The following is an 18,195-nucleotide window of genomic DNA, read 5'->3' as shown; positions in this document are numbered from 1 at the left end:
ATGTGCGGGGATGAGCGTAGTAGGAAATGGACTGGATGTGAGCCTGGGAACTGCGGTCATTTCGGTATTTTTCAGTGACTGGACGAACGCTTTCGCGAGCCTGCTCGCGATTGGGTGCGCAGCATCCATTGTCAGGATTTGACAGAGGGCTTTCGCAGCAAACTGAACGCCATCGCCGCCAGGAACAGGACACTGAGCAACAACACCGCCCACAAGCCGAACTTCTTCCACTGGGTGTCCATCGTCGCCAGCGTTTTCTCTGTCGATGCATTCGAAACCACCGCCCCGACATCCACAATGGCCCTGCCCAAGGTCGCGAGCTTCGCCGGGCTGTAATCCGGAATCAGCGTCGACAGCGGCAAGTTCGCCGCCTTCGCCGTCGAATTCCCCACGACCAGCGTGTAAGGCCCAGGCCCGCGCGCCAGGAACACCAGTTGTGTGGCACGCACGGCATACTTCAGCGTCGGCACCCGATCACCCAGGCCGCCACCGCGTTCGTCCACGGTCAGCTTCAATTGCTGGACGATTTGCCCGGACAACTGCAATTCGTTTTGCACCACATCCTGACCGTTCTGGGCCAGGCGATAGAGCAAACCGCTGCCCGCCGACTGCCATGGCAGACTGCTGTCGCGACGGCCAGCCAGGTTCACTGGCGCCAGGCTGTTGGGCTGGCTCAACTCGACCTGCACCCGCTCGACATTCAGCCCCATCGGCAACTGCCAGGTGTATTCACCCGCCTTCACGCTGCTGCCGGTCAACCCTTGGGACCAGACCAACGGCAGCGGCAGGCTGCGGGTACTGGCGCTCTGTAGTTGTGCCGAAGTCAGTGTCGGTGCCGAATGCGGCGTGATCCACAGTAACCGCAGGTAGCGTGCCGACTGGCCCGGCAGGTTGACTTCATGCTGCTCGACCCGCTCGTCGGAAAAGGTCAGGCGCGCCACCTGCCCTTCGCCCCAGAACTGCCAATGCTGCAAATCGTCGCTAGCTTCGATGGTGAAACGCTGGAAGCCGTCGCGCTCGCTGCTCCAGTCCAGAACCAGCTGCTGCAACGGCGCCTTGATAGCCGAAGCGTCGAGCAACCAGCCGCGCAGCTCTTCCTCACCCGCCTCCAGCTGACTGGAGGGCTGCACCTCGACCAATGTGCCGTTGGTGCTCGATTGCACCCGCACGCTCGGCGCGGTTTCAGTGGCGTCCACCGAGTTGTACAGCGGAAACCATTTCACCTCGGTCAAGGTGCGCGCTTCATTGCTCCGCGCCGATTCCCGGGCCAGGGCATAAGCCTGAACTTCGCCCGCCGCATTGAACACACGTACATCGCTCAGGTCGGCCTGCCGTGCATTCAGTTGTATGTTCAGGGGCAGTTCAAGGCGATACCAGGGCCCTTCGCCCGTCACCGACAAAGGCACTTGGGTGGTGAAGTCCGCCGGTTTTTCCTGGGCAACCGCCGACAACACTACGCCCATGGCAACAGCGCCCAGCCAACCCAGGTTCAGCTTCTGACTCAAGATGACACTCCTTCGGATTCCGGGACCGGTTTCTCGACATCCGGCACAGCTTCGGCACGCTTGGGCGGCAGCGGGGCGAAATAGCCCACCACCAGCAGCAACACGCCGACACCGATAAACGACACGATCCGCGCCAGCCCACCGCGATTACTCAATTCGACAAAGAACAGCTTAGCCACGACCACACCTATCAAGGCGGCGCCGATCAACCAGACTTCGCGGTGGCGACGCAAATGGCCACCGATCATCAGGCTCAGGGCCATCAAGGTCCAGACGATGGACAACCCGGCTTGCACCCGCATCGACGCCAACAACAGATCCAGCTCGAACGGCACCCCGCTCCAATGGTGCGCCGTACGCATTACCAATGCCGTAAAGAACACGAACAGCGAGGCACCTGCGACCCCTTGCGTGGCGATGGCGGCGTAATCCTTGTACAGCGCCAGTTGTGTCATGGCGCTGCGGGACCAGACATAGATGCCGAACAGCGCGAACAACAGGCCCAGCTCCAGCGGGTTGATCAATGGCACGTAGGGCAGTGGCTCGGCGTTGCCGTCACTGGCGACATTCGCCAGCCAGAACCAGCCGAGCATCAGCAACGCCAGCGGCGCGGCGGCGTATACACGGTATTCCCTCGAGTACGCCGCCACCGGCCACGGCCACGCGCGAGGCGCCGCCATCAGAACCAGATACAGACTTGGCAAAATCGCCCAACCCAACCAGCGCCAAGCGTTGTATTGCTCGGACAACACCAACAAGCCATAACGCAGCTCCAGCGCCAGCACCCCCATCAACAGCCAACAGCCGAGCACATGGGCGACACTCGTCACGCGTGCTGGCAGCATGGGCGCCAGGCGTCGCAGGGACATGAAATGCACCACGAACACGGCGGCCCACGCCAGCCAGCCGACGTCGGCCGCCGGGTGGTAACGCGAGTGCCAGGCCGCCAGCAGCACCAGCGCCGCCGCGGGAATCAACACCGTACTGAGCACCCCCAGTGACGGCCATTTCAGGCGCAGCGCCAACACCGTCCACAACGCAACACTCACAGCTGCGATGCTCAACAACAAAGTCGCCTGCATCGGCAGCGACGCAAAATGCAGCACTTCGATGACCCAGGCCAACGCCCACCAGCCCGCGCCCCACACCAGCAACGCCTGGGACAATCGCAATAGGCTCAGCCCTTCGAATGCTTCGGGCGAATGCCCCATCTGCAAACGCCAGGCCCCGACCATCGCTGCCAGCCCCAACACCAGCGGCGCCCAGAATCCAGCATGAGCCAAGGGACTCAGCCCTTCACTGAACAGCGGCCCCGTCACCAGGAACAGTGCACCACCCAACAGTTGCACAGCGAGCGCGGTGAATACGAATGCGCGCGATGGCAGGCGCAAGCCAACCAACAACGTCAACGCCCCGGCCAAGGCCCAACTGATCACCGTGCCGGGGCTGAAGAAAAACAACGGCGCCAGCAAATAGAGAAACGCCAGCCCGAGGCACGCCAGGACTGGCAGACCTTTTAGCTCCCAAGGCCTGATCTGCTCCGGCAAGGCTTTACGCAACTGGTAGAAGCTGAACAACAACGCAACGCCCAGTAACAGTGCGCCTAGCGGTACACCACCGAGCAGGCTGCTCTCGCTGTTGTGCAGCTCGCTGAGAAACACCAGCGCCGAGCCCAGTTGCAGGAGCAAGGCAAACGCCCGGGCCAGGGGCCTTTGCTGGCGAAGGCCGAGCCAGAAGATCCCCGCGCCCTCCACCGCCCACGCCGCTGTCGTCCAGCGTGCATCGAGCCCCAGCGGAATCGCCAGGCTGGTGAAGATCACGCCCAAGGCCAGGCAGGTTTCCCCCAGCAACAGCGTGCGCCCGGCCATCAGCCAACGGGCAAGTCCCATGTAAATGATGCCAAGCGCCAAGGCACTGAACGCCGCAGCGAACTCCAGATGCTGCACCAGTGCGAACTGCAAGCCGAAACCCACCAGCGGCGGACCGAACAGCAGCGTGCCGTCGACGTAGTCGCCCTTGCGCGCCGACCATTGCAGCAGCGATTCGCGACTGCTCTCTGCCGGTGCATCGCTCATTTCCAGCAGCCTGCGCCGGGCGAACAGCAGACCAATGGCCAGGTACATCAGGAAAAACAAAATCAGAAACGGCTCGGTGCTCCACAACTGCTCCGGCGAGTAGGAACGCAGGCCCCAGGCGAAACCGATGCCGAAGGTGCCGCTGAACCCGATGACATTCAACAGCCGCCAGGCCTTGAACCAGGCGATGGCGAAGATGCCGGCGTTGAGCAGGGCAAAGTAGCTGAACAGCGCGACGTGGCTGCCGGCGCCGGTGGAGGCCAGCAGCGGCGCGGCGAATCCGCCCAGTGCGGCAGCGGCGGCCAACCCCAGGGAGTCCTGGGTAATGGCGAGAATCGCCGAACAGACTGTCACCGCCACCAGCAGGCCAAACCCCGATGTGGGATCGAGCAGCGGATGCAGGCGCATCGCGGCAAACACCGTCAGGTACAACACGGCGATCCCGGCCCCTTGCAGGATCAACGCATAGCTGCTGTTGCGCGCCCGTAACCACCAGCCCAGCCCGAGCAACCCCAAGGCTGCCGCCGCAACGCCTGCGTACCGCAACTCAACCGGCACCACCACGCCTTCGGTGGCATAGCGCAGCAAAAAGGCCAGGCCAAGGAACAACAGCACTACGCCGACCCGCAACACGGTATTGCCGCCGAACAACCAGGCGCGGGCACGGCTGATAGCGCGATCGATAAGGTTCGGGTCGCGCGGAGGGACAGGTGGTTGTGCCTGGCGAGCGATCGGCTCGGGCTTCCAGGCATCGGCGGGCTGCGAACGGTTGGTTTCGGTGGCCGCTGCGGCGATCGGCTCGAGTTCGGGCGGCAGCTCCCAGACCAACTCCGGGGCTGCGGCAGGCGCTTCATCGAGGATGGTTTCAGGTGAGACAAGTGGCTCGCGGGTTTCCGGGGCCTTGACGCCCGATGCTTCGAGCAGCGCCAGCCGTTGCTCGACCGCCTGCAGCGCTACCTGCGCCTGTTCCAGCAAACGCTGCTGCTCGACTGCCTGCGAGTCCATGCGAGCCATGCGAAGGGCCTGGCCGATACCCAATCCGAATAACGCGCCCAGCAGCGCATCGCTGAATGACTCGTCGAGTATCCAGCCGAGCACCAGCCCTATCAGCATGAACATCCATTGCATGGTCGATATCCCTAAGCGGCCCCATCATGAGGCAAGTCCAAGCGGTACAGTGTCTGATCAGTCTAGTGCGAAAACACCACAACCCCCTGTAGGAGCGAGCTTGCTCGCGATGAGGCCATAACATTCAGCATTAATGTTGAATGTCAGTGCGCTATCGCGAGCAAGCTCGCTCCCACAAGGGATTGTGGTGTGTTCAGAATCTGATCAACCCTGCCGCCCGGTAATCCAGCGCCTAGTATATCGACCCGGCCCGTCAACAACCGGGCCTTGCTCGCAGTTCTGGCTGAAAACTACTCCAGTGCCTTCCAGATTTCCGTGGCGTACTCGCGAATGGTCCGGTCCGACGAGAACCAGCCCATCCGCGCCGTGTTCAACACCGCCGAGCGCCACCACTCCTTCGAATCGTGCCAATGGGCTTCGACGCGCATCTGGGCGTGCCAGTAGGAATCGAAGTCGGCGCAGACCAGGAAGCGGTCGTAGTCCACCAGCGAATCGATCAATCCGGCGTAACGGGACGGATCGTCCGGCGAGAACACCCCACCACGAATCGCTTGCAGCACATCGTTCAGACGATGGGACGCGGCGATATCCGGCACCGCGCTGAACTCATGATTCTGTTTGCGCGCCTCCACCTGCTGCGCGCTGAGACCAAAGATAAACATGTGCTCGGTGCCGATGCGCTCGCTCATTTCCACGTTGGCCCCATCCAGGGTACCGATAGTCAGCGCGCCGTTCAGGCCGAATTTCATGTTGCTGGTGCCAGAGGCTTCGAACCCGGCGGTGGAGATCTGCTCGGACAAATCCGCCGCCGGAATGATGCTCTCCGCCAGGCTGACGTTGTAGTTGGGCAGGAACACCACTTTGAGCAAGCCGCGCACGGTCGGGTCGTTGTTCACCACCCGGGCGATGTCGTTGGTCAGCTTGATGATCAGTTTGGCCTGGTGATAGCTCGCGGCTGCCTTGCCGGCGAAGATTTTCACCCGTGGCACCCAGTCGATTTCAGGCTCCGCGCGAATTGCCTGGTACAACGCCACAGTGTGCATCAGGTTGAGCAACTGGCGTTTGTACTCGTGGATTCGCTTGACCTGCACGTCGAACATCGCCGCCGGGTTGACCGCCACGCCCAGTCGCTCATGAATCAGGTACGCCAAGGCTTTCTTGCTGTGCAGGCGTTGCTCGGCAAACGCCTTGCGGAATGCACTTTTCTCAGCGAACGGTTCAAGGGCGAGCAAACGCTCTTCCGGGTTGTCCAGCACCTCGGGGCCAAGGGCATCGACCAGCATCGAGGTCAGCTCGGGGTTGGCCTGATACAACCAGCGGCGGAAGGTGATGCCGTTGGTTTTGTTGTTGATCCGCTCCGGGTAGAGCTTGTGCAGTTCGGAGAACACCGTTTGACGCATCAGCTGCGTATGTAGCCCGGACACACCGTTGATGCTGTGGGACCCGAGAAACGCCAGGTTGCCCATGCGCACCCGGCGACCGTTGTCTTCCTCGATCAGCGACACCGCGCGCAGTACGTCGAAGTCGTGAATGCCTTTGGCCCGCAGGGAGTCGATGTGGTGGGCGTTGATCAGGTAAATGATCTGCATGTGCCGCGGCAACATGCGTTCCATCAAGCCGACCGGCCAGGTTTCCAGCGCTTCGGGCAGCAATGTGTGGTTGGTATAGGACAGCGTATCGACGGTGACCTGCCACGCGGCATCCCACGCCACGTCATACACGTCGACCAGTTGCCGCATCAGTTCAGCCACGGCAATCGAGGGGTGAGTATCGTTGAGCTGAATCGACGCGTGATCGCCCAGGGTCAGCACCGAGGTGTGCATGTTGCGATGGCGGCGCAACAGATCCTGCAATGAGGCGGCGACGAAGAAGTACTCCTGGCGCAGGCGCAACTCCTGGCCGGCCTCGGTGCTGTCCGCCGGGTACAGCACCCGGGAGATGCTTTCGGCCCTGGCCACTTCGGCCACGGCGCCCAGGTGGTCGCCGGCGTTGAAACGCTCCAGGTGCAGATCTTCCATCGCCCGGGCACGCCACAGGCGCAGCGTGTTGACGCTCGCCCCACGCCAGCCGACCACCGGCGTGTCGTAGGCAATCGCCCGCACGGTTTCCGCCGGGGACCAGACTTGTCGGGATTTGCCGGTGTCGTCGGTCAGGGTCTCGACACCGCCGCCGAAACCGATGGTGTAAGCCACTTCCGGCCGCTCGAACTCCCACGGGTTGCCGAAATCCAGCCAGTGTTCGGTCTGCTCCTGCTGCCAGCCATCGACAATCGCCTGGCGGAACAACCCGTGCTCATAGCGGATGCCGTAGCCATGACCGGCGATGCCGAGGGTCGACATGCTTTCCAGGAAACACGCCGCCAGACGCCCGAGGCCGCCGTTGCCCAGGGCCGCATCGGGCTCCAGCATGCGGATGCGCTCAAGGTCGACGCCGAGTTCGGTCAGGGCTTCGCGGGCCACGTCGAGCAGGCCGAGATTGCTCAGGCTGTCGAACAACAGCCGACCGATGAGAAATTCCAGGGAGAGGTAATAGACGCGCTTCTGACCTTTGCGGTAGATCTGCCGCGTGTGGTCCATCCAGTGCTCGACCATGTGATCCCGCGCGGCCAGGGCAATGGCTTCGAACCAGTCGTGGTCGAAGGCGTGATCCGGGTCTTTACCCACTGCATAAGTGAGTTTGGTCAAGACGGCGTCGCGGAATGCGGCCACCTCTGCTTCGCGAACAAGTGGTTCTTGAGTCATCGATAGGACCTCGAGCGAGCTTGGAGTTGTCTGAGCCTAGACGGTCTGACAGGCGGTAGAGGCTCTGGTTCGGCAGTTTTTCCTGTAAGGGCGAATCGGGTCGGCAATACATTGTCGTGTACCTGATTCAATGCAGGGGCCGTGCCGGATTAGCGGTTTATTGGTCGGCCGTGAAAAAATCTGGCGAAAGGTTGTTCAAAAATCCACCAGTCCCGGTATGATCGCGCGCCCTGATGCACACGCTGGTAACAAACGATGATGAAGCCGAACCTGATCGCTGCCGCAGAGATCGACCGCCTCGATACCTGGGCCAAGTACTCTGCCCCGATGTGCGGCTCGTGCATGTCCAGCTGCTGCACCCTGCCCGTCGAGGTCAAGATCAAGGATCTGATCCGCATCGGCGTGGTCGATGAGTTCGAGCTGGGTGATCCGCCGAAGAACATCGCCAAGCGCCTGCAAAAGGAAGGCTTGGTCGAACGCTTCAATCAGAAGTCAGGGATCTTTACCCTCCAGCGCATGAGCAACAACGATTGCCTGTACCTGGATCGTAAGAGCCGTCTGTGCACTATTTATGATAAGCGCCCGGATACTTGCCGCAATCACCCGAAAATCGGCCCGCGGCCGGGGTATTGCGCGTACAAGCCAAAAGAAGTGGAGCGCGAGCGGAATTCGCGGTCGATTGAGCGGTTCTGATATTTCCTGAAACCCGTGGCGGCTGATCGGCCGCCATCGCGAGCAAGCTCGCTCCCACAGGGGTTCTGTGGTGTTCACACAATTTGTGGTTCACCTCGAACACTGTGGGAGCGAGCTTGCTCGCGATGAGGCCCGAACAAACACCGCATAAATCCCAGACAAACAAAAACGCCCCCGGTCTCTCGACCGGGGGCGTTTTCGTTCAGCCAGGGCTAAATCTTATGCCTTGGCTTTCTTGGCAGCGCGGGTACGCTCGCTTTCGTCCAGGATCTTCTTGCGAAGACGGATGGACTTAGGAGTTACTTCACACAGCTCGTCGTCCTGGATGAATTCCAGAGCCTGTTCCAGGGTGAAGCGAACAGGTGGAACCAGAGCGATGGTTTCGTCTTTACCCGAAGCACGCATGTTGTCGAGCTTCTTGCCCTTGGTAGGGTTAACGCCCAGGTCGTTGTCACGGCTGTTCAGACCAACGATCTGACCGTTGTAGATTTCCTGACCGTGTTCTACGAACAGCTTGCCACGCGCCTGCAGGGTTTCCAGGGAGTAGGTCAGTGCCTTGCCGGTTTCAACCGAAACCAGAACGCCGTTCTGACGGCCGGACATGTCGCCGGACTTCATCACGTCGTAACGGTCGAAGATCGAGGTCAGGATGCCAGCACCGTTGGTCAGGGTCAGGAACTGGTTACGGAAACCGATCAGACCGCGAGCAGGGATGTTGTATTCCAGACGTACACGGCCCTTGCCATCCGGCACCATGTTGGTCAGGTCGCCCTTACGCAGGCCCATCTCTTCCATCACCTTGCCCTGGGATTCTTCCGGCAGGTCGATGGTGACGTTTTCGAACGGTTCGTGCTTCACGCCGTCAACCAGACGGATGATCACTTCCGGACGGCCTACAGCCATTTCGAAGCCTTCGCGACGCATGGTTTCGATCAGTACCGAGAGGTGCAGTTCGCCACGGCCGGAAACCTTGAACTTGTCAGCCGAGTCGCCTTCTTCAACGCGCAGTGCAACGTTGTACAGCAGCTCTTTGTCCAGACGTTCCTTGATGTTACGGGAAGTCACGAACTTGCCTTCTTTACCGCAGAATGGCGAGTCGTTTACCTGAAAGGTCATGGAAACGGTTGGCTCGTCGACGGTCAGCGGCTTCATCGCTTCGACCGTGTCCGGGTGGCACAGGGTGTCGGAGATGAACAGCGAGTCCATACCGCTGATGCACACGATATCGCCTGCTGCAGCTTCTTCAACGTCGATGCGGTGCAGACCGTGGTGACCCATCAGCTTCAGGATACGACCGTTACGCTTTTTGCCGTCGGCACCGATAGCCACAACCGGGGTGTTCGGCTTGACGCGACCACGAGCGATACGGCCAACACCGATAACACCCAGGAAGCTGTTGTAGTCCAGTGCGGAGATCTGCATCTGGAACGGACCTTCACGGTCAACAGCCGGCGCCGGTACGTTGTCGACGATCGACTGGTACAGCGGGGTCATGTCTTCAGCCATTTCGGTGTGGTCCAGACCGGCAATACCGTTCAGGGCCGAGGCGTAGACGACTTTGAAGTCCAGCTGTTCTTCGGTGGCACCCAGGTTGTCGAACAGGTCGAAGATCTGGTCCAGAACCCAGTCCGGACGCGCGCCTGGACGGTCAACCTTGTTGATGCACACGATCGGACGCAGGCCGGCTTCGAAAGCCTTCTTGGTCACGAAACGGGTTTGCGGCATAGGGCCGTCTTGAGCGTCAACCAGCAGCAGAACGGAGTCGACCATCGACATTACGCGTTCAACTTCGCCGCCGAAGTCGGCGTGGCCCGGGGTGTCCACGATGTTGATGTGGTAGCCGTTCCAGTTGATGGCGGTGTTTTTCGCCAGAATGGTAATACCGCGCTCTTTCTCCTGGTCGTTGGAGTCCATCACGCGCTCGTCGTTGAGCTCGTTGCGCTCCAGGGTGCCGGATTGACGCAGGAGTTTGTCTACCAGGGTGGTCTTACCATGGTCAACGTGGGCAATGATGGCGATGTTGCGTAGATTTTCGATCACTTGTGTATCTCGATCAGAGGATTCGGTGTGCTGACAAGTCTTGGCAGCGATTAACAGTAGCGTCCGTGAAAGCCGTTACAGCTTGACGGTGGCATCGGGGGGCCGGTGACGCAGGCCACAGGCAAACAGCCCCGGGCACTTAGCTCGGTCGATAAACGCGCACATTGGCATGCCCCTCACTGAGCAAATGGTGGGCATGCAGGCGACTCATCACGCCTTTGTCGCAATACAGCAGGTACTGGCGAGTAGGGTCCAGTTCCTTGAAACGAGCGTTCACTGCATAAAACGGCATCGTTTGTACCTCGATGCCAGCGAGATCCAGCGGGTCGTCTTCAGCGGCATCCGGGTGACGGATGTCGATGACGATCTGACCGGCCAGCGCTTCGCTGACTTCTTCAATCTGCAAGTCCTGGCCCAGTTCATCGATCACGCGATCGATCGGCACCAGCTTGGCGTTTTCGAGCGCACGCTCGAGTACCGCCATATCGAATTCTTTCTCTTCATGCTCGACGCGATAGCGCTTGGCCGCGGTCTTCGGATTGACCGAGATGACGCCGCAGTATTCCGGCATGTGCCGGGCGAAATCGGCGGTGCCGATTTCGATTGCCGTGTCGATAATGTCCTGCTTGTGACTGGCGATCAGCGGGCGCAGTACCAGCTTTTCGGTCACGCAGTCGATCACTGACAGGTTCGGCAGCGTCTGGCTCGACACCTGGGAGATCGCCTCACCGGTGACCAGTGCGTCGATGTGCAGTCGATCGGCAATTTGGGAGGAAGCGCGCAACATCATACGCTTCAATACTACGCCCATATGACTGTTATCGACTTTGCCGAGAATTTCGCCCAGCACTTCTTCGAACGGCACACTGACAAATAGCACGCGCTGGGAGCTGCCGTACTTCTTCCAGATGAAATGCGCGACTTCCATGACGCCCAGTTCGTGGGCACGTCCGCCCAGATTGAAGAAGCAGAAATGCGCCATCAGGCCGCGGCGCATGATCTGGTAGGCCGCCACGGTGGAGTCGAAGCCACCGGACATCAGCACCAGGGTCTGCTCCAGCGCGCCCAGCGGATATCCGCCGATGCCGTTGTGCTGGCTGTGGATCACGAACAACCGTTGGTCGCGAACTTCGATCCGGACTTCGATTTCCGGCGCTTTCAGGTCGATCCCGGCTGCGCCGCACTCGCGACGCAGCTTGCTGCCGACGTATTTTTCGACGTCCATCGAGCTGAACGTGTGCTTGCCCGCACGCTTGCAGCGCACCGAGAAAATTTTCCCGGCCAGCGCATCGCCGTAGTGCTGCCTGCACTTTTCGGTGATGTCGTCGAAGTCGCCCAGCGGGTACTCGTCGATCTGCAGAAAGTGCGCGATGCCCGGCATGCAGGTCAGGCGTTCACCCATCTCTTTCAAGGCTTTCGGGTCGGTAACACGGGTTTCCAGCTCGAGATTGTCCCACACGCCGTTCACCACCACGGCCGGGTCCAGATCACGGAGCACGGCGCGGATGTTTTTGGCCAACTGGCGGATAAATTTCGTCCGGACAGGTCGACTCTTGATGGTGATCTCGGGGAAGACTTTTACGATTAATTTCATGGAAACAGCGCGCGCATGGCCTGCCGAAAAAGGGGGGCGCGGATTATAGCGGAAATTGCTCAAGGTTTAACCAGTTAATGTGCAGAAGGTTTTGCATGCACCAAAACAGGTCACTTATTGGATATGGCGCCACATTACAGGGCGAGCTTTTCTGCTTTAAAGGGCAAAACGCCCTCTCAAGCGTGATTTTGGGGCAAAAAATCCATGCTGGGGCACTGGCATGCAATTTGCTCCCTTGTGAGGCAGGTTGCCTTGGCAGAGTATTCGCGCCGGCATCACAAACATTTAAGGGCATCCACTACCAGCCCTAATACACCCGGAGGACACTATGTCGAAGTCGGTTCAACTCATCAAAGATCATGACGTCAAGTGGATTGATCTGCGCTTCACGGACACCAAAGGCACTCAGCACCACGTGACCATGCCGGCTCGCGATGCGCTGGATGACGACTTCTTCGAAGTCGGCAAAATGTTCGACGGCTCCTCCATCGCCGGCTGGAAAGGCATCGAAGCCTCCGACATGATCCTGATGCCGGACGACTCCACCGCTGTTCTGGATCCGTTCACCGAAGAACCGACCCTGATCCTGGTCTGCGACATCATCGAGCCTTCGAGCATGCAAGGCTACGACCGCGACCCACGTGCGATCGCCAAGCGCGCCGAAGAGCACCTGAAAGCCACCGCTATCGGTGACACCGTATACGCAGGTCCTGAGCCAGAGTTCTTCATCTTTGACCAGGTGAAGTTCAAGTCCGACATTTCCGGTTCCATGTTCAAGATCTACTCTGAACAAGGTTCGTGGATGTCCGACCAGGACATCGAAGGCGGCAACAAAGGCCACCGTCCAGGCGTCAAAGGCGGCTATTTCCCGGTTCCGCCGTTCGACCACGACCACGAAATCCGTACCTCCATGTGCAACGCACTGGAAGAAATGGGCCTGACCGTCGAAGTTCACCACCACGAAGTGGCGACTGCCGGCCAGAACGAAATCGGCGTCAAGTTCAACACCCTGGTGAAGAAAGCCGACGAAACCCAAACCCTGAAGTACGTCGTGCACAACGTTGCCGATGCCTACGGCCGCACCGCGACCTTCATGCCTAAGCCTCTGTACGGCGACAATGGCTCGGGTATGCACGTGCACATGTCCATCTGGAAAGATGGCAAGAACACCTTCGCTGGCGAAGGCTATGCCGGCCTGTCCGACACCGCCCTGTACTTCATCGGCGGCATCATCAAGCACGGTAAGGCCCTGAACGGCTTCACCAACCCGGCGACCAACTCCTACAAGCGTCTGGTTCCAGGCTTCGAAGCTCCAGTGATGCTGGCCTACTCGGCTCGCAACCGTTCCGCTTCGATCCGTATTCCTTACGTGTCGAGCCCGAAAGCCCGCCGTATCGAAGCACGCTTCCCGGATCCGGCTGCCAACCCGTACCTGTGCTTCGCCGCACTGTTGATGGCTGGCCTGGACGGCATCCAGAACAAGATCCACCCTGGCGACGCCGCTGACAAAAACCTGTACGACCTGCCGCCTGAAGAGGCCAAAGAGATCCCACAAGTTTGCGGCAGCCTGAAAGAAGCCCTGGAAGAGCTGGACAAAGGTCGTGCGTTCCTGACCAAAGGCGGCGTTTTCAGCGACGACTTCATCGACGCTTACATCGCCCTGAAAAGCGAAGAAGAAATCAAGGTACGTACCTTCGTACACCCACTGGAATACGAGCTGTACTACAGCTGCTGATCCGGTAGCGCCGCGGCACGCGGCGTGACAAAAAGAGGCCTCCTTCGGGAGGCCTTTTTTGTAGGCAACTTCCGACAATAAAGTTAGACATCTCTTCGGGCACACACAGCATCGTCCGGCATCAACCCATCTGAATGACTCGTAGGCTGTTCTCTACCTGCAATCAACGGATGGAATGATGAAAATTTTCCCACTCAAGACGCTACTGGCCGCTCTCACCGCCCTCGCCCTTCTAGGCTGCACCACAATTTCCCCATCGACAGACATCGAACGGGAAATCCTGCTTCAAAGCAGCAAGTCGTGGGATGGCACACCTTACATTCGCTACCCGGATGCCGTGCCCGAGCTGACAGTGCTCAAACTCACGATACCTGCCAATACCAAACTCCCCTGGCATACCCATCCCATTCCCAACGCGGGCTACATCCTCTCAGGCGAGTTAACGATCGAGGACAGGAACAGCGGCCAGACCAGACGCGTCAAACAAGGCGAAGCACTGGCCGAAATGGTCAATATCACTCATCGCGGAGTCACCGGCGATGAACCGGTAGAACTTGTTGTGTTCTATGCTGGCAGCGAAGGTATTCCATTGGCGGAGTAGTCTTTGCTTCACACAGGGAGTCCGAATGCGGCCACTTTTATTACTTCTACTGCTGTCCTTCATTTCTCCTGTGATGGCCCAAATCTACAAATACACCGATGCCGCCGGCAATACCGCCTACAGCAATCAACCGCCCGATGGCGTTGACGCCCGGGTGGTTGATTTGCCACCGATCAACAGCATCGAGCGTCAACCGCCCGTCGATCCTGCACAACCTCTGGCAGGCAATAACACCGAGCCGACCCACCGAGCCTACGAAAAACTGGAACTCACCGGCCTGCCCACCACAGAAGCGTTACGTGCCAACAATGGCACCTTCACGATTAACGTACTGATCAAACCGCGCCTGCAAGCCACCCACCTGTTACGCCTGCTACTGGACGGTCAGCCCTACGGCCAGCCAGGCAACGTGCCGACCCTGCAACTGGTGAACATCGATCGCGGCGAACACCGCCTCGCCGTGCAAGTGATCGATGGCGAAAACGTTGTGCAGCAGAGCCCTGCGGTGACATTCACCGTACAGCGGGTGCACAAACCTTGAAGGTCTGGCTACTGATTGCCTGCCTGATCGCCCAGCCCGCCTCGGCAGAGGTCTTCATGTATGTCGATGTTCAGGGCAACCGGGTTTTCACCGACCAGCCAAAACCCGGCGACGCCCGGCGTGTACCGCTGACAAAGAGCAATCGAATAGCGGCCAACCCCACCAGCGTAGGACCGTTGATCGCCGAGGGCAGTCCTGAAGTACAGGCGCTGTTCCACTATGAGGTGCTGCGTATCCTGATCCCGGAACCCGACGCAACCATCCGCAGCAACACTGGCGAAGTCATTGTCAGCGCCACCAACGAACCGGCCCTGCAACCCGGTCACCACTACCGGTTGCTGCTCGACGGCCAGCCCACCGCCGAACCTGGCCTGAGCCCGGTGTTCCCGCTGAGCAACATCGATCGCGGCAGCCATACCCTGTCCGTGGAAATCCTCGACGAACAGGGGCGCATCGTCGAACGCACCGCCAACCAACCTTTCCACATGCAGCGCACGTCTCTCGCCCAGAAGCGCAGGATCAAACCCTGCACTCTCGAAGACTACGGCCAGCGGCCGGAATGTCCGCTCAGCGACAGACCAGGCGAAGAAAAAAATCCTTTCTTGAGACTCTTTTAACCTCGCTCAGGCTTGCGCACTATATTGGTGCAATTGTTTGCACCGTACTCACACTCCAACCCATTTTGGTTCGAAAGTACCCGCGATAGCTGGCAGAACGCCACGTAAACGAGCGTCAAACGCCTGTTTCAGGCGCTGAACGCTTCTTTTCGGAGCCTTGGTTTGGTTTTTGCATTTTGCCCGTATCAGCATTTTTTTACGCACGCTCTGCCCTAAAAGAGGTCCCGATGACCATTAGCGACGCACTCCACCGTTTGCTACTCGACAACCTCACCACTGCCACCATCCTGCTCGACGCCGAACTGCGCCTCGAGTACATGAACCCGGCGGCAGAGATGCTGCTGGCCATCAGCGGTCAGCGCAGCCATGGGCAGTTCATCAGTGAGTTGTTTACCGAATCGACCGAAGCGCTGAACTCGTTGCGCCAGGCCGTCGAGCAGGCGCACCCGTTCACCAAGCGCGAAGCCATGCTCACCGCCCTCACCGGTCAGACCCTGACCGTCGACTACGCAGTAACACCGATTCTGAGCAACGGCGACACGATGCTGCTGCTCGAAGTCCACCCCCGTGACCGCCTGCTGCGGATCACCAAAGAAGAAGCACAACTGTCGAAACAGGAAACCAGCAAGATGCTGGTGCGCGGCCTTGCCCATGAAATCAAGAACCCCTTGGGCGGGATTCGCGGCGCAGCACAATTGCTGGCCCGGGAACTGCCGGAAGAGAGCCTGCGCGACTACACCAACGTCATCATCGAAGAAGCCGACCGCCTGCGTAATCTGGTGGATCGCATGCTCGGTTCCAACAAACTGCCGTCGCTGGCCATGTGCAATGTCCATGAAGTGCTTGAGCGTGTCTGCCATCTGGTGGAGGCTGAAAGCCAGGGCTGCATCACCTTGGTGCGCGACTACGATCCAAGCATCCCCGACGTCCTGATCGATCGCGAACAAATGATTCAGGCCGTGCTGAACATCGTGCGCAATGCGATGCAGGCCATCAGCAGCCAGAACGAACTGCGCCTGGGGCGCATCAGCCTGCGCACCCGCGCCATGCGCCAGTTCACCATCGGCCACGTACGCCATCGTCTGGTGACCAAGATCGAAATCATCGACAACGGTCCGGGCATCCCGGCAGAACTTCAGGAAACCATTTTCTTCCCCATGGTCAGCGGTCGCCCGGACGGTACCGGGCTGGGCCTGGCCATTACCCAGAACATCATCAGCCAGCACCAGGGCCTGATCGAATGTGACAGCCACCCCGGCCACACCACCTTCTCGATCTTTCTGCCACTGGAACAAGGAGCCACATCGACATGAGCCGTAGTGAAACCGTGTGGATCGTCGATGACGACCGTTCTATCCGTTGGGTCCTGGAAAAAGCCTTGCAACAGGAAGGCATGACCACGCAAAGCTTCGACAGCGCCGATGGCGTGATGAGCCGTCTGGCGCGCCAGCAGCCGGACGTGATCATTTCCGACATCCGCATGCCCGGCGCCAGCGGTCTGGAGCTTCTGGCGCGGATTCGCGAACAGCACCCGCGGCTGCCAGTGATCATCATGACCGCGCACTCCGATCTGGACAGCGCTGTCGCGTCCTATCAGGGCGGCGCCTTCGAGTACCTGCCCAAGCCGTTCGACGTTGATGAAGCGGTTTCCCTGGTCAAGCGCGCCAACCAGCACGCTCAGGAACAACAAGGCCTGGAAGTTGCCCCGACCCTGACCCGCACCCCGGAAATCATCGGCGAAGCGCCGGCGATGCAGGAAGTGTTTCGCGCCATCGGACGCTTGAGCCACTCCAACATCACCGTGCTGATCAATGGTGAATCGGGTACCGGTAAAGAACTGGTGGCCCACGCGCTGCATCGCCACAGCCCGCGGGCAGCGTCGCCGTTCATTGCGCTGAACATGGCGGCGATCCCCAAAGACCTGATGGAATCCGAACTGTTCGGCCACGAGAAAGGCGCGTTCACGGGCGCGGCCAACCTGCGTCGCGGGCGTTTCGAGCAAGCCGACGGCGGTACGCTGTTCCTCGACGAAATCGGTGACATGCCCGCTGACACCCAGACCCGCTTGCTACGGGTACTGGCCGACGGCGAGTTCTACCGCGTCGGCGGTCACGTGCCGGTGAAGGTCGATGTGCGCATCATCGCCGCGACTCACCAGAATCTGGAAACCCTGGTGCATGCCGGGAAATTCCGTGAGGACTTGTTCCATCGCCTCAACGTGATCCGCATCCATATCCCGCGCCTGTCGGATCGCCGCGAAGATATCCCGACCCTGGCCAAGCACTTCCTCGGCCGCGCTGCCCAGGAACTGGCAGTCGAACCGAAGCTGCTGAAAAGCGAAACCGAGGAATACCTGAAGAACTTGCCATGGCCCGGCAACGTGCGGCAGTTGGAGAATACCTGCCGCTGGATCACGGTGATGGCTTCGGGTCGCGAAGTGCACATCGGTGACCTGCCGCCGGAGCTGCTGAGCCTGCCTCAGGACTCGGCGCCCGTGACCAACTGGGAGCAGGCCCTGCGCCAGTGGGCCGACCAGGCGCTGGCCCGTGGTCAGTCAAGCCTGCTCGACAGCGCCGTACCGGCCTTCGAGCGGATCATGATCGAGACCGCCCTCAAGCACACCGCCGGTCGCCGCCGCGATGCCGCCGTCTTGCTGGGTTGGGGACGCAACACCCTGACTCGCAAGATCAAGGAATTGGGGATGAAGGTTGATGGCGGGGATGATGATGAGGGGGATGAGGGCTAAACAGCCTTTAGTACTTCGCTGATCTTTAGGCCCAATCGCGAGCAAGCTCGCTCCTACAGTGGATTTTCGGTGTTTTCACGATCGTGCAGACACCATCGAACCCTGTGGGAGCGAGCTTGCTCGCGATGCTTTTTGGGTTATCAGTGCACCGCCGCAATGCACCGTGAACCGCAATCGCG

At 59.9% G+C, this 18,195-nt stretch carries 12 protein-coding genes; 7 read left to right on the top strand and 5 right to left on the bottom strand.

What is annotated here, in order from left to right:
* Positions 1–131: 131 nt before the first annotated feature.
* From AC1RP7_RS07110 to AC1RP7_RS07100, 3 genes are all read right to left on the bottom strand, one after another.
* Positions 132–1,505 (bottom strand): DUF3999 domain-containing protein, encoded by a 1,374-nt coding sequence (locus tag AC1RP7_RS07110; RefSeq protein WP_493181519.1) that lies wholly within the window; start codon positions 1,503–1,505, stop codon positions 132–134.
* Positions 1,502–4,708: a DUF2339 domain-containing protein gene (locus AC1RP7_RS07105; RefSeq protein ID WP_493181518.1), complete on the bottom strand. Its 3,207-nt coding sequence runs from the start codon at positions 4,706–4,708 to the stop codon at positions 1,502–1,504. Before AC1RP7_RS07105 ends, AC1RP7_RS07110 begins: the two co-directional genes overlap by 4 nt.
* Positions 4,709–4,998: 290 nt before the next feature.
* The gene (locus AC1RP7_RS07100; RefSeq protein WP_493181517.1) at positions 4,999–7,449 is read right to left on the bottom strand and encodes a glycogen/starch/alpha-glucan phosphorylase; all 2,451 of its coding nucleotides are present in this window, start codon (positions 7,447–7,449) and stop codon (positions 4,999–5,001) included.
* A gap of 255 nt (positions 7,450–7,704) precedes the next feature.
* Here AC1RP7_RS07100 and AC1RP7_RS07095 point away from each other — a divergent pair, with 255 nt between their 5' ends.
* Positions 7,705–8,142, top strand: coding sequence for a YkgJ family cysteine cluster protein (locus AC1RP7_RS07095; protein WP_007970630.1), 438 nt, complete (start codon positions 7,705–7,707; stop codon positions 8,140–8,142).
* Positions 8,143–8,361: 219 nt separating this feature from the next.
* On the opposite strand, the gene typA is transcribed toward AC1RP7_RS07095, so the two are convergent.
* The gene (gene typA, locus AC1RP7_RS07090; protein ID WP_057712399.1) at positions 8,362–10,182 is read right to left on the bottom strand and encodes a translational GTPase TypA; all 1,821 of its coding nucleotides are present in this window, start codon (positions 10,180–10,182) and stop codon (positions 8,362–8,364) included.
* A 139-nt stretch (positions 10,183–10,321) separates the two neighbouring features.
* Positions 10,322–11,776 carry a tRNA uracil 4-sulfurtransferase ThiI gene (gene thiI / locus AC1RP7_RS07085; RefSeq protein WP_057712400.1) on the bottom strand — a complete coding sequence of 485 codons (1,455 nt, stop codon included), beginning with the start codon at positions 11,774–11,776 and terminating at the stop codon, positions 10,322–10,324.
* Between the two features lie 328 nt (positions 11,777–12,104).
* On the opposite strand from thiI, the gene glnA reads away from it, so the two are divergent.
* From glnA to ntrC, 6 genes are all read left to right on the top strand, one after another.
* The gene (gene glnA / locus AC1RP7_RS07080; RefSeq protein WP_008002929.1) at positions 12,105–13,511 is read left to right on the top strand and encodes a type I glutamate--ammonia ligase; all 1,407 of its coding nucleotides are present in this window, start codon (positions 12,105–12,107) and stop codon (positions 13,509–13,511) included.
* Positions 13,512–13,689: 178 nt separating this feature from the next.
* Complete coding sequence (locus tag AC1RP7_RS07075) at positions 13,690–14,112, top strand: cupin domain-containing protein (RefSeq protein WP_340312476.1); 423 nt, start codon at positions 13,690–13,692, stop codon at positions 14,110–14,112.
* Between the two features lie 25 nt (positions 14,113–14,137).
* On the top strand, positions 14,138–14,653 hold the full coding sequence (locus AC1RP7_RS07070) for a DUF4124 domain-containing protein (RefSeq protein WP_493181516.1): 516 nt from the start codon (positions 14,138–14,140) through the stop codon (positions 14,651–14,653).
* Complete coding sequence (locus tag AC1RP7_RS07065) at positions 14,650–15,270, top strand: DUF4124 domain-containing protein (RefSeq protein ID WP_057712403.1); 621 nt, start codon at positions 14,650–14,652, stop codon at positions 15,268–15,270. The genes AC1RP7_RS07070 and AC1RP7_RS07065 overlap by 4 nt, the downstream gene beginning before the upstream one ends.
* A gap of 227 nt (positions 15,271–15,497) precedes the next feature.
* Positions 15,498–16,583 (top strand): nitrogen regulation protein NR(II), encoded by a 1,086-nt coding sequence (glnL, locus tag AC1RP7_RS07060; RefSeq protein WP_057712404.1) that lies wholly within the window; start codon positions 15,498–15,500, stop codon positions 16,581–16,583.
* Positions 16,580–18,016, top strand: a complete 1,437-nt coding sequence (gene ntrC, locus AC1RP7_RS07055; RefSeq protein ID WP_046040882.1) for a nitrogen regulation protein NR(I) — start codon at positions 16,580–16,582, stop codon at positions 18,014–18,016. Before glnL ends, ntrC begins: the two co-directional genes overlap by 4 nt.
* Positions 18,017–18,195 lie beyond the last annotated feature (179 nt).

This window comes from Pseudomonas sp. GW822-FHT01E03 (genome assembly GCF_058802985.1).
Note: the sequence above shows the minus strand (reverse complement) of the source record. Positions and strands in the feature narration are given on the sequence as shown.

What these genes read in the sequence shown, in the direction of transcription:
- AC1RP7_RS07105 (WP_493181518.1), bottom strand. Translation starts at nt 4,708, where the DNA reads ATGCAATGGATGTTCATGCTGATAGGGCTGGTGCTCGGCTGGATACTC.
- thiI (WP_057712400.1), bottom strand. Translation starts at nt 11,776, where the DNA reads ATGAAATTAATCGTAAAAGTCTTCCCCGAGATCACCATCAAGAGTCGA.
- ntrC (WP_046040882.1), top strand. Translation starts at nt 16,580, where the DNA reads ATGAGCCGTAGTGAAACCGTGTGGATCGTCGATGACGACCGTTCTATC.
- AC1RP7_RS07095 (WP_007970630.1), top strand. Translation starts at nt 7,705, where the DNA reads ATGATGAAGCCGAACCTGATCGCTGCCGCAGAGATCGACCGCCTCGAT.
- glnL (WP_057712404.1), top strand. Translation starts at nt 15,498, where the DNA reads ATGACCATTAGCGACGCACTCCACCGTTTGCTACTCGACAACCTCACC.
- AC1RP7_RS07075 (WP_340312476.1), top strand. Translation starts at nt 13,690, where the DNA reads ATGAAAATTTTCCCACTCAAGACGCTACTGGCCGCTCTCACCGCCCTC.
- AC1RP7_RS07100 (WP_493181517.1), bottom strand. Translation starts at nt 7,449, where the DNA reads ATGACTCAAGAACCACTTGTTCGCGAAGCAGAGGTGGCCGCATTCCGC.
- glnA (WP_008002929.1), top strand. Translation starts at nt 12,105, where the DNA reads ATGTCGAAGTCGGTTCAACTCATCAAAGATCATGACGTCAAGTGGATT.
- AC1RP7_RS07070 (WP_493181516.1), top strand. Translation starts at nt 14,138, where the DNA reads ATGCGGCCACTTTTATTACTTCTACTGCTGTCCTTCATTTCTCCTGTG.